The sequence below is a fragment of the Desulfosporosinus sp. HMP52 genome (assembly GCF_000765145.1).
Lineage (GTDB): Bacteria > Bacillota > Desulfitobacteriia > Desulfitobacteriales > Desulfitobacteriaceae > Desulfosporosinus.
In genome coordinates this window covers 17,303-31,767 of sequence record NZ_JMGA01000006.1, presented here as the reverse complement: position 1 = coordinate 31,767, position 14,465 = coordinate 17,303, and the positions used below count along the sequence as shown (strand labels likewise).

The following is a 14,465-nucleotide window of genomic DNA, read 5'->3' as shown; positions in this document are numbered from 1 at the left end:
CCTTACTCCTCTTTTTGACCAAAATTAAAGAAAGGGTATTAAAATGGGGTCTCTGGGGCAGGGCGGTTTCGCCCACATCCTTTTAAACACCACCCCGGGGCTGGCCCACGCGCTGACCTGGGAGCTCCGCCAAACCTCCAGGTAATACCTGGTGTGAACCCGTGGCTACGCTTCCCCAGGTCAGCTTGTGGGCTTTACCGCCTCTCCATGCAATGATTTCACTCCTGTGGATCGAAGCCTCCCTGTCTATCAGGTCTAGTATTCTCAAGAGTGTCTTAGGGGCTTTCAGAGTAGCCTTCCATGCCGAAATACGGCACTGGCAGATAATGAAAAACTAAAGGACTGTCTTCCTAACACGCTAAAGATTCTGCGAAGCCTTACCTAAGTCCTCAAGGTAATACTTACGTTCCTAGCAAACTGGCTGGAGGAGCGCTTTTCTGCAAAGCGGATGCGTCAGTGGAGCCGCGTCAAAGCAAGTGCTGACGGTTCGCGTCCCCGTAGCGCGCCGCAGGTTCACATGCTGAAAAGCCCGGAGGTTCGGACGCGCTCGCGAACCGTCCAGCGAGCCAGTGGCGGAACTCGCAGACGCGTGCGGAACGAAGACACCGTCTTCGCACGGGTTAACACAGCTAAAAAGCGCTCTGCTCCAGAGCCCACCATAACCGTCCCTTACTCAGGTTGGATTTTTCAGAGTAAAAGGAATAAATAAGGCTTGCCGGCAAACCCTATAGCCTAGGACTTTAATGTATGGACTAGGAATACTTTTCAAAGGAGATCGACATGCTGGAGCAGTTAGAACATCCGGAGATCACACATCTGGCTGACCTCATAGCCTGGGCCAAGGATAGCACTTCTCAGAAAAAGCGCCTTTTTCTCATAGAAAATCTTGCCCCTCTTGTCCTGGGAATAAAACCTTCTGTACTTATGAATGTGTCTTATAGTGATCAAGTGGACTGGAGTAAATTGAAGCTCCTACTTACTCGTCCTAAGGCACTGCAGATTAGAGAAATTCGGAAACTTAATGGACAGCTGCAAGTAATGTTTTATCAAAAGGATCTCTTGGATTCCGTATTAAGTCAAAGAGCTATTCAACAATTCCTGCGATCTTTAAGCTATCCAACGCAATATTCATTAGACAGCTATTTGCAAGTCTTGAAGCATAGGATCTTATCCCGTAAATTCCCTCATGAGATCGGGGTTTTCTTAGGCTATCCCTTAAAAGACGTTTTAGGGTTCATGGGACTTCAACCCCTTCCTTACAAAAGAACTCAGGGCTGGCGGATCTATGGAGATGAAAGACCTTCAAATGAAGTCTATGAAAACTATCGAACAGCTCGTCGTATGATGAGAGCATTAGTCGAGCATATTGGTGATGACGGAGAACAGAATGCCATAGGAAGTGAGTGTTAAGGATGAATTACAAATGTCCATACTGCCATACTGTCCATAGCGGAATAGAGTGGGACTCAGTCACCTTAAAAGAGTTAGGGCAAGACAAAATCAATGATTTTAGTGACAATGACATTGAGTCAATCGAAATGAGTATCCCCGGCTATCATTACATATGCCCCAGTTGTGGTGCAGACACGGCAATCAGCGAGATTAAAAGCGTATAGCTCTGTTTAAACAATCCTTGTTAGACGAAAACCTTTGTTATTATCTTTAGGTAGATATGCAAAGGTTTTTTGATATTAATACGGAGATTTTATATCATGCTTTTGGCACTTTATAATGTTGCCTATGGAACTGGTAATATTTCATGACGTCCAATATTATTATAAAGTATTCGCTTATCGATAACCCACTTAGAATTCAAGCACCCAAATCTCTTATCTGTTCTTATCTTGCAAATCATCCCTTGAAGCCTTTATCAAGTCTTACAAAATAGATTTGATTTTTTTTAAAAGAGTCTTGACTTTTATAATTATTATAATATAATAATAAATGTAAAGAGCGCAAGCGATTAACACACAATAAAGATAAAACATTCTAAAAAAGGAGAGGAATTTTAAAATGAAAAAATTTGTATGCGGTATCTGCGGTTACATCCATGAGGGAAATGAGGCTCCTGACAATTGCCCACAATGTAAGGCTCAAAAAGACAAGTTTTCCGAAAAAGTCGAAGGAGTTCTGCAATGGGCTGATGAGCATAAAGTAGGAATAGCTCAAGGGGTTGACCCGGAAGTTATTGAAGGTTTAAGAGCTAATTTCGTTGGCGAATGTACAGAAGTTGGCATGTACCTAGCTATGAGCCGTCAAGCAGATAGAGAAGGTTTTCCTGAAGTTGCTGAAGCTTACAAACGAATTGCCTGGGAAGAAGCCGAGCATGCAGCCAAATTTGCTGAACTATTAGGTGAAGTTGTTGATGCTGATACCAAGAAGAACCTTCAGGTACGAGTTGATGCAGAATATGGAGCAACTCAAGGGAAAAAGGATCTTGCTACTTTAGCTAAAAAGCTCAATTTAGATGCAATTCATGATACTGTTCATGAAATGTGTAAAGATGAGGCAAGACACGGCAAAGCCTTTAAAGGATTGCTTGACCGCTATTTCAAATAATAGGATAGTTTTACAAAAGCACGCCGAATTTCGGCGTGCTTTCTTATGCTTTGACCTGCTCATTCCCGCAGTTTGCCCGATATGCTTAGGCTCTTTGCCTGATCAATGAGACGAGTTCTCGTATTTTGGCTTTATCCTTAAACCCAGCGCTTTCAACCCCACTGCTTATGTCTACGCCAAAGGGCTCAACAGCCTTTATGGCCTGCAGAACATTAGAGCAGTTTAAGCCACCGGCCAGAAAAAATGGGGCTTTAACTCCGTCGATAATAGTCCAATCAAATGTTTCTCCCGTTCCCCCTAGGCCTTTAGCTGAATAGGTATCAAACAAGAGGTATTTGCAGTCCATTGTCTCCACTGACTTAAGGTCAGCTTGGGAACGCACTCGGACTGCCTTGATAACCGGTTTTGAGCTTTTCGCTCTAAGTTGTTCGATATAGGTCTGATTCTCCTTGCCATGAAGTTGGATCAGATCAATGATACCCTTGGAACAGATATCTAGAATATAGTCAATGCTCTCATCCACAAAAACTCCTACGGTTTGGATTTCTTTATCGAGAAGCTTCCTCAAACTATAGGCCTTTTGCGGTGTAATCTTACGTTTACTCTCCGCAAACACAAAGCCCACGTAGTCTGGTCTCACCTCATTAACCGCCTCTATATCACACTCTCTGGTTAGTCCGCATATTTTGATTTTGGTCACCAGTCAAATCACCCCTTAGCGCCCTCATAACTTCAGCCTTATTATCGCTTCTCATAAATGCTTCACCAATCAATACGGCATTGACCTTACTTTGGCCCAGCATTTTTATATCCTCTGTTGTTTGAATCCCGCTTTCTGAGACAAGTATCACTTCTTTCGGTACCAGATGCCGGAGGGAGATGGTTGTTTGCAAATCAACTTCAAATGTTTTTAAGTTCCGATTATTAATCCCGATAATTCGGGCACCGGCTTGCAGCGCTGACTTAATCTCCGCTTCAGTATGGGTTTCTACCAGGGCTGAGAGACCTAAACTATCCGCAATCTGAATATATTCCCGTAGCTTGTTCGTATCAAGTAAGCTGCAGATTAACAGAACTGCCGCCGCACCAATGATTTTCGCCTCATAAATTTGGTAACTATCAATTACAAAATCTTTGCGGAGTAGAGGTATTTTCACTCGATCTTTAATTTCCGTTAAATATTTATCACTGCCTAAGAAGAATTTTGGTTCTGTCAGTACAGAAATTGCATCAGCGCCGGCTTTTTCATATTCTTCAGCTATTCTTACATAATCAAAGGACGCACTAATTATCCCCTTAGACGGGGAGGCTTTTTTTACCTCGCAAATGAAGGCAATGCCTGGATTGACTAGTCCTTTTTCAAAGGCAAATGGCTTTTCAGACTTAATAGCCAGGGCTGCTTCCCTTATCTCCGCAAATGACTTGCTTGCTCTTAATGCTTTGACTCTTTCAATGGTATAGAGGGCAATTTGATCCAGTATCATAGCACTACCTCATTGGACAGGGTAATAAATTTTTCCAGCTGTGCTTTTGCTTTTCCACAGTCAATAATCTCTGCGGCCAGTCTGACGCAATCACGGAGAGTTGTATGACTATGAAACATATACAGACAGAGGGCTGTGTTCAGTAAGACAATGTCACGCTTAGGTCCTTTCTGTCCATTTAAGATATCCAGGGCAATTTGCGCGTTTTCTTCAGGATTTCCTCCCACAAGCTCTGCGGGTGAGCACTTTGTAAATCCTAATTGCTCCGGATCAAGAAAGAAGCTGTTTAACCTACCTGCAAAGACTTCACAAACAGTGGTTGTGCTGCATAAAGTAACCTCATCCAAACCGTCATGTCCATGCACCACCATTGCTCTCTTTACCCCCAGATTTAAAAGCACTCTGGCTAGCGGCTCCACTAGATTTTCATCATAAACCCCCAGCAGTTGAGTATTGGCACCGGCAGGATTTGCTAAGGGGCCTAAGATATTGAAGAGAGTTCTAATGGCTAATTCCCGCCGAACCGGTGCCGCATATTTCATGGAAGCATGGTAAGTGGGAGCAAACATGAAGCACAAACCAATCTTGCGCAGTATTTCTTCACTCTTTTCTGCGCTGATGTCAATCTTGACACCTAAAGCTTCCAATAAATCCGCACTTCCGCATTTGCTGGAGACAGATCGTCCTCCGTGTTTAGCAACAGGTACTCCGGCGGCAGATACGATCAGAGCACTGATTGTGGAGATATTAAAAGTATTAGCTTCGTCTCCCCCGGTTCCCACAATATCCAGGACATCCATTTCTGTTTTGAGCTTTGTGCACTTTTCGCGCATGACCATGGCACTGGCGGTTATTTCCTCGATACTTTCCCCTTTCATTCTCATAGCTGTCAGAAACGATCCTATTTGGGCATTGCTTGCCTCTCCGTTCATGATTTGCTCCATAACAGCTTTTGTGGTTTCCAGATCTAGATCTTGTCCGTTAACTATTTTATAAATAGCATTTGTAATCATTATTCTCTGCCCCCTAGGCCAAGAAAATTGGCTATAATTAATTTCCCTTTGGGTGTCAGGATAGATTCCGGATGAAACTGGACGCCATAAACCTCATAATCCCGATGTTTAACCCCCATAATTTCACCATTTTTATCCTCAGCGATCACCAAAAGCTCATCCGGGATAGTCTGCTTTTCGGCAATTAGAGAATGATATCTAGCTGCCTCGATGATCGGAGGCAACCCTCTGAAAATCTCGTTGCCATTGGCGATATGGATTGTGCTCTTTTTGCCGTGCATAACCTTCTGGGCATGAATTATTCTGGCTCTAAAGGCCTCACAGATCGCCTGGTGACCCAAACATACTCCCAGGATTGGGGTGGTTTCTTTTAGTTGACTAATGACTTCCTCACAGATCCCTGCGGCAGCAGGAAAACCAGGACCGGGTGAAATAACGATATGGGTCGCTTTTAAGGCCTTTACTTCCTGAACACTAAGCTCATCATTACGCACTACTTTTATATCTTCATTTATTTCACCAATTAATTGATAGAGATTATAGGAAAAGCTGTCATAGTTGTCGATTAATAAGATCATTAATCCATCACCTCCTGAGAGAGCTTCAAGGCGTTTATCACGGCCATGGCTTTATTTTCACACTCCAGACTTTCATTTTCCGGTACACTGTCTGCTACAATACCAGCTCCAGCCTGCACATAGACTTTATCGTCTTTTTTCACAGCCATTCTAATGGCGATACAAGTGTCCATGTTTCCGGAAAAGTCGATATAGCCTATAGCCCCACCGTAGATTCCCCGGCGAGTATTCTCAAGTTCGTCAATGATCTCACAGGCCCGGATTTTCGGTGCCCCGGAAAGAGTCCCGGCAGGCAGAACCGACATAATCGCATCCATGGCATCTTTGCCCTCTCTGATCTCGCTGTTCACTTCAGAAGCGATATGCATAACATGGGAGAAGCGCAGGATTTTAAGATAATTGTTCACTTTGACACTGCCAAATTTGCTGATTCGCCCTAAATCGTTTCTTCCCAAATCCACTAACATGTTGTGCTCACTGAGTTCTTTTTCATCCTCCATCAATTCCTGCTCAATCTGTTTATCTTCTTCCTCAGTAGCTCCTCTGGGCCTGGTTCCGGCTAAGGGAAAAGTAGCCAATTTCCCATTTTGAAGCTTGACCAGAGTTTCCGGTGATGTCCCGGCTATCTCAATATCTTTGGTTTTAATAAAAAACATATAGGGAGAAGGATTCGTCGTTCTCAATACTCTATAGGTGTCCATTAGGCTGCCGGTCATTTCAGCTTTAAAACGCCTGGACAATACAACTTGGAATATATCCCCATCAATGATATATTCTTTCGCTTTTCTGACCATCTCTTGATATTCACTTCCCGTGATATCCGGTTCAATCTCAGATTTTAAGACAGGCTTATTAAGAACTTCAGTGATGTTTTGCTTAATTAATTTAATAATGTTATCGATTTCGAAGCTTGCTTTGCGATAACCCTCTTCTAAAGCATCTGTTCTAATATTAATGATAATATTGATCTTTTGTTTCAAGTGATCATAAGCGATGACCTTATCAAAAAGCATTAATTCCAGGTCATTAAAGTGATCTTCATCCCTGTTTTTAGGTTGCAGGGTCTTCTCGAAGTATTTGATGTAATCATAAGCAAAATAGCCCACAAATCCCCCGGTAAAGGGTGGTAAAAAGTCAAAGCTGGGGGATTTATACTGGGCCAAAATTTCCCTGACGACTGTGGTTGGGTCTGATCCTCGGAGCTTGATAATAGTTCCATTGTCAATTTCGATATTATTATCCTTGCAAGTAACCTGGGTCACCGGGTCAAACCCTAAAAACGAGTATCTGCCCCAGACCTCACCCCCCTCGACACTTTCCAAGAGATAATAGCGGTGACTGATAGAATTGATAGCTTTTAATAAGGCGATGGGAGTTTTGATATCGGCATATATCTCTCGGGAAACGGGGATTATTGTATACCCTGGGGCGATGATTTTTGCTTGCTCTAAGCTTGGTCTTAACATATGATTTACTCCTTTCTTTACTTACCTTTGCTTAAATGAGTTTAAACTGAATAGAAAAACTCGCCCTTGACAATCAATTGTCAAGGGCGAGCAAATTACTGACTCACGGTACCACCTTGCTTTGCCGACATTTCGCCGGCAATCTTCAAAGAATACTAACATATTCCTCACACGCTAACGCTTGTGCTGCGTCGCAGGGTACTCCGGAAGAATCCGTTTCATTGCGCCCTCAGCGGTCCATTTGTTATACTGCGTTCTGCAGGTTCTCAGCATCCCTGCTCTCTGTAAGGGCACGTAATAACGTTATCTCCGCCTCAATGGTTTATAGCTCTATTTAAGTTTTGTGTCTAGATTCCGGTCTTGCCTTCAAAGGCTGCTCTCTTCTTTAGATCCTTCATCAGAGAAGCAAATTGTTCCAAATCTAGGGTCTGGGCACCATCACTTAAGGCTTTGGAAGGGTTATAATGGGTCTCGATCATAACACCGTCGGCCCCAACGGCAAGGGCAGCCTTAGATAAGGGGGCAACCAAACTTCGAATTCCCGCCGCATGGCTGGGGTCAATAATTACCGGCAGATGTGATTTCTGTTTTAAAAGTGGAACTGCAGAAATATCCAAAGTATTTCTTGTCATAGTTTCAAAGGTGCGTACTCCTCTTTCACATAATATGATCTGTGAGTTTCCTTCAGACATAATATATTCTGCACTCATTAAAAATTCCTCAATGGTATTGCATAAGCCTCTTTTCAACAAAACCGGTTTTTTTGACCGTCCGACTTCCTTGAGAAGATCAAAATTCTGCATATTGCGGGCACCAATCTGAATAACGTCTACTTCCTCAAACAAGGGCAATTGTGTCTGATTCATGATCTCTGTAACAATAGGCAACCCAGTTTCCTGCTTAGCAGTCAGCAGAAATTTAATACCAGTCTCCTGTAGTCCCTGGAAGGCATAAGGTGAGGTTCGAGGTTTAAAGGCACCTCCCCGTAATAATGTCGCCCCACTTTCCTTGACGGATTTGGCAATTTGGACGATCTGTTCCTCACTCTCAACTGAGCAGGGACCGGAAATAACTTGAAAGAATCCCTCTCCGAAGGTTATATTGCCTACTTTAACTAAGGTATCTTCCGGGTGGACGGTACGATTTACAGCCTTATAGGGCTCAGTCACTCGCTTGCCGTATTCCACAATTTCGTTAGTTTGAACAATAAAATCCAGATCTATTTTGGCGGTGTTGCCAATCAGACATACGACAGTATGCTCCGTTCCTGTGCTAATAAAGGTGGAATATCCCTCTGCTTCAATCTTTTCAACGAATAGGTTTATCTGCTCTGGCGAAACGTTCTGCTTTAGTACAAAGACCATCCAATATCACCTCTTGCTAACAATGTGAAAACTCCTTTCAACTCATAAAATTCGTTTCTCATTCCTATAGGTGACGGTTAGCTGTATGAGTGTTGGCTCGTAAAAAAATTAGAAAACTTGGCTAGCGCCCGAAGACACTGTCTTCGCACGTATTAGCCTTCTCGCAGCCTTCAGGCGCAGGCGGTTGCCTTAGTTGCACTTATGCTTCAGACGAAGACACTGTCTTAGCACGAAATAACCCAACTTGCAGTATTCAACTAAAAGTTATACTTTCTAAAATAGTACAAAAAAAGCTTCTGTCCCCATAAAGGGACAAAAGCTTTTAAACTTCTGCGATACCACCCTAGTTGACGACCCAAAGAATCGCCCACTCATTTTGCATACCATCATATGCACCCCACTGATAACGGACGGGGTTCCCGTCAACGTCTACTCCTGCCCAGCAGTTTCAAGTTGCCCTCACAAGCCCATTCGGAAAAATCTATGCTGCTGCAATCTCACCACCTGCAACTCTCTGAATACACCCAACTTCTCGTACTTCTCTTGTTCAAAGGTTTTATGTTTAAGAAATTCTATCCTGTTATAGAGGATCTGTCAAGCAAAGATTACATTCTTGTTATTGATTAGTGCTAGTGATAATGTCATGATATAACTTATCAGGGAACTAATCGTCAGTGAATAACACCCTTCGCTTACTTAGATAAAATCTGGTAGTCTATTTTTAGTAAGTAAAATTTTCCCTAGCTCGTCTCTAGCAGGATTGCTGCAAAGAGAATTCAAGAGTATGATACTAAACAAACACCATGTACACAATATACATGGTGTTTCAGCAAAATTCTTGCTCCTCTGGTATTGAAGAACTGACTTTCAAGGATTATGATTTAGTAGGTACATAAATGAGTTTTGGAGGCATAGTTATGACTGAGATTTCTATAAGCAAAGTAGAACAGGCTGGAGTATTACCCACCGATGATCAATTGGGTTTTGGAAAGATCTTTACTGATCATATGTTCATAATGGACTATGAGGAGGGTAAAGGATGGCATTCTCCACGGATAGTTCCTTACGGTGAGTTTTCATTCCTTCCTGCAACCATAGTTTTTCATTATGGGCAAGCAATCTTCGAAGGAATGAAATCCTTCCGAACTTCAAACGATCAGATAGCTGTATTTAGAGCCAATCATTATCTGAATCGCTTCAATAGATCAGCTAGTCATCTCTGCATTCCTCAGATTAATGTTGAAGAAGTAAAAGCAGGTTTATTCCAACTCTTAGAATTGGATAAAGCTTGGGTACCCGGTAAACTTGGTACTTCCCTTTATATAAGACCCTTTATCGTTTCTACTGACGGTTACATAGGAGTTAAGGTTTCCAGTACATATAAATTGTTTATTATTCTCTCTCCTGTAGGTGCCTATTACTCTAATGGCTTTAATCCTGTCAGTATCAAAGTCGAGGATAAATATGTCCGGGCTACTAAAGGTGGCTTGGGTCAAGCCAAAACTCCGGCCAATTATGCCATGAGTCTTAACGCTCAAGCCGAAGCCCATGAGCAAGGGTTTGATCAGGTATTATGGTTGGATGCAGTACATCGTAAGTATGTTGAAGAAGTTGGCACTATGAATATCTTCTTTAAAATCAACGATGAGATTATTACCCCTGAGCTCAGTGGGAGTATCTTAGGTGGCATAACCCGGCAAACTGTCCTGGAATTAGCCCAAAGTTGGGGATTAAAAACAACAGAGCGCCAAATTTCAATTGAAGAAGTGTATGAGGCTCATGCTAAAGGAGAACTTCAAGAGGTCTTTGGCACAGGCACTGCTGCAGTCATTTCCCCTGTTGGAGAGCTTTCCTGGAAGGGGCAAAGGATTAGTATTAATAATAATCAAACTGGTGAATTTGCCAAAAAACTATTTGATTTCGTCACAGGTGTTCAATATGGCAGCGTCCCCGATGAATATGACTGGATGGATAAGGTAACTGTCTAAAGCTTTAAAGGGTATCAAGAAAGGCTAAGGAATGAATTAAGTTTCACTCCTTAGCCTTTACACTTTGAGGTCTATTAAAATTCCTATACCTTAAATCTCCCGACAATTTTCAGGAGACTTTCCGAACTTTCTTTAGATCTGTCTGCATGGCTTATGACTTCATTGGCCTTCTCTACCACCATAACATTCTTCTGAGCAATATTGGTTGTTCCCTCTGCTCCTTGATTGGCCGAAACAGCAATTTCTTCGATTACTTTGGCCATCTCCTGTACAGAAGCGGTCAGTTGCTGTGCCGTTGCACTAAAATCTGTCACTAATCCATCGACAAACTCAGCGTCCCTGTTGTATTGTTCACTAATTTCAACCATATTCTCATAATCTTTAAGAACCTGCTTGTCAATAAACTCAAGTATACTCACCGAGCTTTCTGACAAATTCCCTACTGAAGAAACAACAAGTTTGGTCACTTCCTGAATTTGAGTTACCGTATCCTTCGAATTTTCCGCCAGTTTTCTGATCTCGTCCGCCACAACGGCAAAGCCCCTGCCAGCTTCACCGGCTCTTGCTGCCTCAATGGCTGCATTCAAGGCGAGAAGATTGGTTTGAGAGGTAATTTGCAAGATCGCTTCAGAGAGAACATTAATCTGATCGACTGTTTTAGATTCCTCTATCGCTTTGATCATTTTTTCTTGCGTATTCAGATAAATATTCTGAGCATTATTTTGGGAAGAAACTGCAGTTTGATTAAGTGTATTTGCTCTTTGACTTATTTCTCCCGCCGATAAGGCCCCCTGTTGGGCTTTTTGGGCAATTGAACTTACCGCTCTCTCAATTTCTGTAGCTGTTGCGCTCATTTCTTCACTTGAGGCAGCTGTTTCTTCCATGCCTGCAGATAATTGCTCTGTAGTCGCCGAAACCTCTTCAATCTGCTGAGTCAAAACCGTCATATTTTGTCTCGTAGCTAATACTGTCTCTTCCACATTTTTGGACTCGTCTATAACCCCTTTAACAACATCCTTAACAGATTGCTGCATTGTATCAATGGCATTTGCCAGAACCCCTATTTCATCTTTCCTCTCCAACAAGTCTTTTTGAGTTTCTCGTGTGAAGTCACCAGATGAGATGACCTTAAGATGCTCCGCAGCGGACATAAAAGGCGTAGAAATTAATCTAGAGATGTAATACCCTAACCCCAGACCGAGGAACAAAACCACTAACGATGCAATTAAAACGGACTTGCCCATAGTATTTATCCCTGACATTACATCAACTTTAGGGGCAGCAATTGCCAATGACCATTCAGTACTTGGTATAGGTGCATAGCCAAGATATTTTACAACTCCGTTATAGTCATACTCTCCGGCTCCAGTCTTTCCTTCAACCATTTCTCTTTCTAATTTCACCAACGGCTCGAGTTTTGGATCTTGTTTAACATTTTCAAAATCATTATCCATGTTCATTACTAGGTCCTGGTTCGTATGGGCAATAGTTGTACCTATTTTATTGATCATAAAGGAATTACCTGTTTCACCGAATTTAATATCCTTTGTAATAGTGCTTAAATTAGTTCCGTCTCTCAAAGCGACTAATACTCCAATTATCTTTCCATCTTTTTTTATTGGAACAGCATAGGAAATAACGATAGATCCATTTTCTTTATTTACAATTGGGTCAGAGACAAATCTTTCACCGCTAATAGCCTTTTTAAAGTAATCTCGTTCACTTAAGTCGACCATTTGTCCACTTTGAGTTGATAATATTAAGCCATCTAATCCAAGAGTAAACATTTGAAGATGTCCGCTTCTTTTAGCCTCATCACCGACAAATTTAACGATTGCATCCCCCTGACTACCTACGCCTTCCTGAATTATATTGTTGTCAGCTACAGTTTCAAGGGTATTTAACACAGAATTAATTCTTTCAGAAACAACCCTCGCTCCCTCAGTTGCTAACTGGGGAAGTGTTTTCTTAGCCTGTTCTTGGATAGCATTTACTGCCGTCATGTATGAGATTGTTCCTAAGCCCCCACAGACAATAAGTAGCAGTATCCCAATGTAGATGATAATTTTCATTTTAATGCTCTTCATACTTAACCCTTCCCTCTTAAAAATTTGGAATTAGAAGTATTTTCTTTGATGAATCCCTATATTTTCCATCAGATGGGTTCAAGATTATTTATATCAACAACATAATTGTAATGGTAATACTGATTTCTTTCTATCATCACACAAAGATAACTTTTTCGACAAAAAAGAGCAATTTATTATCTTTCAAGGATAATAAATTGCTCTTTTAGCATATGTTTTGGTTCCAATTTGATTTGATTTCAAATATCCAAATCCCTGCTTTCGTAAAATGCATAAGTAGCCTTAATCAGTAGAGCGATAATACCAACTGATATTAGGACATACATGGATTCAAAGCCTTGTTCATAAATTAGATTTTTGGCGTCATAATATTTAAACGGTGTCAAGAATCTTAATAGTTCTAGTCTGTTGTCAAGATCAATCGCCTGGGATAACATGAACATAAATAATATTATTCCTGCAGCATAAGTCGGGGCACTTTTAGGCTGCTTACTTTTAGCCGCAATTGCACTTCCGGTAAAAAGAAAAAGCAGCTGTAAGATAAACATTCCAGCCATTAGAGTCGATATAATACCTACTACCCCTTCCCCTTTGCTGGATTGTTGTACTAAAAGGATTGAGGAGAGATACGTTACAAGATTAAAGATTACTATATTAACGAAGGCGGCTAAAAGCTTTGAGGAAATAATTTTATTTCTTGAAATTGGTTTAGTAAATAGAAACTCCGCTGTTTTATCTCGTTCTTCCTTGGAGATAATACTTGCTCCTAGCATAGCTGCGTGAATCGAGGCCATCATTACCAAGTAAATAAACAGGACTCCATAATACCCGACAGCGGTTGTTAAATCAAAGGTTCCCAGACCCATAATTGCTTTTAGAGATTGAGGCATTTGTGTCAATAAGTCATTAATTGATTGGCCCGAGGCAGAAAGTCCTGCATATTTCCCCATACTACTGGCAATTAGTAAGAAAACACCAATACACCAAATAACAAGAGCTTTTCTATTAGCTCTTATTTCTCGTTTGAAAACGTTCATATGGAGCCTCCTTAGAATTTCCTAATTAACTGAGGAATTTCCATTCCTAATAGCTATGTATTGTTCCCCAAGTGAGTCACATACTCTGTTAGACAGCCTGAATGTCTCGCCTAGTATAAATAAAGTAACTGGCAGTAATGGCGATTGCAATAAAACCTATCGATACGAATATGAACGAAAGTTGATAACCCGAATTTTGAATTATATAGGTAAAGTCAAAGTATTTAAATGGCGTAAGATACCGTAAAGCATCATCCTCAGTTGTTGAAGCAAAAGCTCCTATCATAAATAAAGCAAAGACTATACCCAAGGAAACAGAAAGAACTGATTTGAGCTTAGGGATTAACAAAGAAACGATGATTCCCAAGGCTAGAAAGATAAGCTGCAGATAGAATAAAGTTAAAGACAACAACAAAAATATTTTAATACTGAACTCATTTGTTTCCACATAAGAAGCCATCAGAGTTGCTGCTCCTAAGTAAAGGATGTTAGTAAATACTAAGGAGAGAAAGGCCGCTAATAGCTTGGCAGTTACAATCTGATTACGGGTAACAGGCTTGGTTAATAGGAAATCCGCAGTTTTTTCCCGCACTTCTTTAGATAGGATTGACACACCTAAGAGCATTGCTTGGATTGCCCCGAAAAGGGATATATACAAGAAGATATAGGAATAGAATCCTAAGATTGAACCAATATTCTCCACCGAAAGCCCTAGGGCCATTCTAATAGCCTCAGGAAACCCCTCCATTAACTTTTTAAACTCTTCTGCTTCTCTGGAAATGGTCGGAAACATTGAGAGGAATAGAACGACCAATCCTGATAGTGTTAACGACCAGATTATTGTATTTTTCTTATAGACCTTTAGCTCATGTAAAAGCATATTCATAGT

Annotated in this window: 13 protein-coding genes and 1 other annotated feature; of the genes, 4 read left to right on the top strand and 9 right to left on the bottom strand. The window is 41.4% G+C overall.

All coding sequences use genetic code 11. From position 1 onward, the window contains the following. Window positions 1-780: 780 nt before the first annotated feature. From DP73_RS02345 to DP73_RS02335, 3 genes are all read left to right on the top strand, one after another. On the top strand, window positions 781-1,410 hold the full coding sequence (locus DP73_RS02345) for a DUF3793 family protein (RefSeq protein WP_034597183.1): 630 nt from the start codon (window positions 781-783) through the stop codon (window positions 1,408-1,410). A gap of 2 nt (window positions 1,411-1,412) precedes the next feature. Beyond that, window positions 1,413-1,616 carry a hypothetical protein gene (locus DP73_RS02340; protein ID WP_034597182.1) on the top strand — a complete coding sequence of 68 codons (204 nt, stop codon included), beginning with the start codon at window positions 1,413-1,415 and terminating at the stop codon, window positions 1,614-1,616. Between the two features lie 397 nt (window positions 1,617-2,013). Beyond that, window positions 2,014-2,559 (top strand): NADH peroxidase, encoded by a 546-nt coding sequence (locus tag DP73_RS02335; protein ID WP_014902396.1) that lies wholly within the window; start codon window positions 2,014-2,016, stop codon window positions 2,557-2,559. An 85-nt stretch (window positions 2,560-2,644) separates the two neighbouring features. On the opposite strand, the gene DP73_RS02330 is transcribed toward DP73_RS02335, so the two are convergent. The 6 genes from DP73_RS02330 to aroF all read right to left on the bottom strand — a co-directional run bounded on the left by DP73_RS02330 (window position 2,645) and on the right by aroF (window position 8,464). Beyond that, the gene (locus DP73_RS02330; RefSeq protein WP_052090345.1) at window positions 2,645-3,259 is read right to left on the bottom strand and encodes a phosphoribosylanthranilate isomerase; all 615 of its coding nucleotides are present in this window, start codon (window positions 3,257-3,259) and stop codon (window positions 2,645-2,647) included. Then, window positions 3,219-4,043, bottom strand: a complete 825-nt coding sequence (gene trpC / locus DP73_RS02325) for an indole-3-glycerol phosphate synthase TrpC (RefSeq protein WP_052090344.1) — start codon at window positions 4,041-4,043, stop codon at window positions 3,219-3,221. The genes DP73_RS02330 and trpC overlap by 41 nt, the downstream gene beginning before the upstream one ends. After that, window positions 4,040-5,056 (bottom strand): anthranilate phosphoribosyltransferase, encoded by a 1,017-nt coding sequence (gene trpD, locus DP73_RS02320; RefSeq protein ID WP_034597180.1) that lies wholly within the window; start codon window positions 5,054-5,056, stop codon window positions 4,040-4,042. The genes trpC and trpD overlap by 4 nt, the downstream gene beginning before the upstream one ends. Further along, complete coding sequence (locus tag DP73_RS02315) at window positions 5,056-5,634, bottom strand: aminodeoxychorismate/anthranilate synthase component II (protein WP_034597179.1); 579 nt, start codon at window positions 5,632-5,634, stop codon at window positions 5,056-5,058. Before DP73_RS02315 ends, trpD begins: the two co-directional genes overlap by 1 nt. Beyond that, entirely contained in the window at window positions 5,634-7,100 is a 1,467-nt protein-coding gene (trpE, locus tag DP73_RS02310; protein WP_034597178.1) for an anthranilate synthase component I, read from the bottom strand. Before trpE ends, DP73_RS02315 begins: the two co-directional genes overlap by 1 nt. A 347-nt stretch (window positions 7,101-7,447) precedes the next feature. After that, window positions 7,448-8,464: a 3-deoxy-7-phosphoheptulonate synthase gene (aroF, locus tag DP73_RS02305; RefSeq protein WP_034597177.1), complete on the bottom strand. Its 1,017-nt coding sequence runs from the start codon at window positions 8,462-8,464 to the stop codon at window positions 7,448-7,450. A 305-nt stretch (window positions 8,465-8,769) separates the two neighbouring features. Continuing rightward, window positions 8,770-9,024: a binding site (T-box leader), on the bottom strand. 357 nt (window positions 9,025-9,381) lie between these two features. Here aroF and DP73_RS02300 point away from each other — a divergent pair. Further along, window positions 9,382-10,452 (top strand): branched-chain amino acid aminotransferase, encoded by a 1,071-nt coding sequence (locus tag DP73_RS02300; RefSeq protein WP_034597176.1) that lies wholly within the window; start codon window positions 9,382-9,384, stop codon window positions 10,450-10,452. A gap of 83 nt (window positions 10,453-10,535) precedes the next feature. Here DP73_RS02300 and DP73_RS02295 read toward each other — a convergent pair whose 3' ends face one another. From DP73_RS02295 to DP73_RS02285, 3 genes are all read right to left on the bottom strand, one after another. Then, on the bottom strand, window positions 10,536-12,539 hold the full coding sequence (locus tag DP73_RS02295) for a methyl-accepting chemotaxis protein (RefSeq protein WP_034597175.1): 2,004 nt from the start codon (window positions 12,537-12,539) through the stop codon (window positions 10,536-10,538). Between the two features lie 239 nt (window positions 12,540-12,778). Then, a complete protein-coding gene (locus DP73_RS02290) occupies window positions 12,779-13,576 on the bottom strand; it encodes an ABC transporter permease subunit (RefSeq protein WP_034597174.1) in 798 nt (265 codons plus the stop codon). Between the two features lie 88 nt (window positions 13,577-13,664). Then, window positions 13,665-14,462 carry an ABC transporter permease subunit gene (locus DP73_RS02285; protein ID WP_034597173.1) on the bottom strand — a complete coding sequence of 266 codons (798 nt, stop codon included), beginning with the start codon at window positions 14,460-14,462 and terminating at the stop codon, window positions 13,665-13,667. Between the last annotated feature and the right edge of the window lie 3 nt (window positions 14,463-14,465).

Coding starts and splice junctions, on each gene's coding strand:
- DP73_RS02315 (WP_034597179.1), bottom strand. CDS start 5,634: ATGATCTTATTAATCGACAACTATGACAGCTTTTCCTATAATCTCTAT.
- trpE (WP_034597178.1), bottom strand. CDS start 7,100: ATGTTAAGACCAAGCTTAGAGCAAGCAAAAATCATCGCCCCAGGGTAT.
- DP73_RS02340 (WP_034597182.1), top strand. CDS start 1,413: ATGAATTACAAATGTCCATACTGCCATACTGTCCATAGCGGAATAGAG.
- aroF (WP_034597177.1), bottom strand. CDS start 8,464: ATGGTCTTTGTACTAAAGCAGAACGTTTCGCCAGAGCAGATAAACCTA.
- DP73_RS02300 (WP_034597176.1), top strand. CDS start 9,382: ATGACTGAGATTTCTATAAGCAAAGTAGAACAGGCTGGAGTATTACCC.
- trpD (WP_034597180.1), bottom strand. CDS start 5,056: ATGATTACAAATGCTATTTATAAAATAGTTAACGGACAAGATCTAGAT.
- DP73_RS02335 (WP_014902396.1), top strand. CDS start 2,014: ATGAAAAAATTTGTATGCGGTATCTGCGGTTACATCCATGAGGGAAAT.
- DP73_RS02295 (WP_034597175.1), bottom strand. CDS start 12,539: ATGAAGAGCATTAAAATGAAAATTATCATCTACATTGGGATACTGCTA.
- DP73_RS02285 (WP_034597173.1), bottom strand. CDS start 14,462: ATGAATATGCTTTTACATGAGCTAAAGGTCTATAAGAAAAATACAATA.
- DP73_RS02345 (WP_034597183.1), top strand. CDS start 781: ATGCTGGAGCAGTTAGAACATCCGGAGATCACACATCTGGCTGACCTC.
- DP73_RS02290 (WP_034597174.1), bottom strand. CDS start 13,576: ATGAACGTTTTCAAACGAGAAATAAGAGCTAATAGAAAAGCTCTTGTT.
- trpC (WP_052090344.1), bottom strand. CDS start 4,043: ATGATACTGGATCAAATTGCCCTCTATACCATTGAAAGAGTCAAAGCA.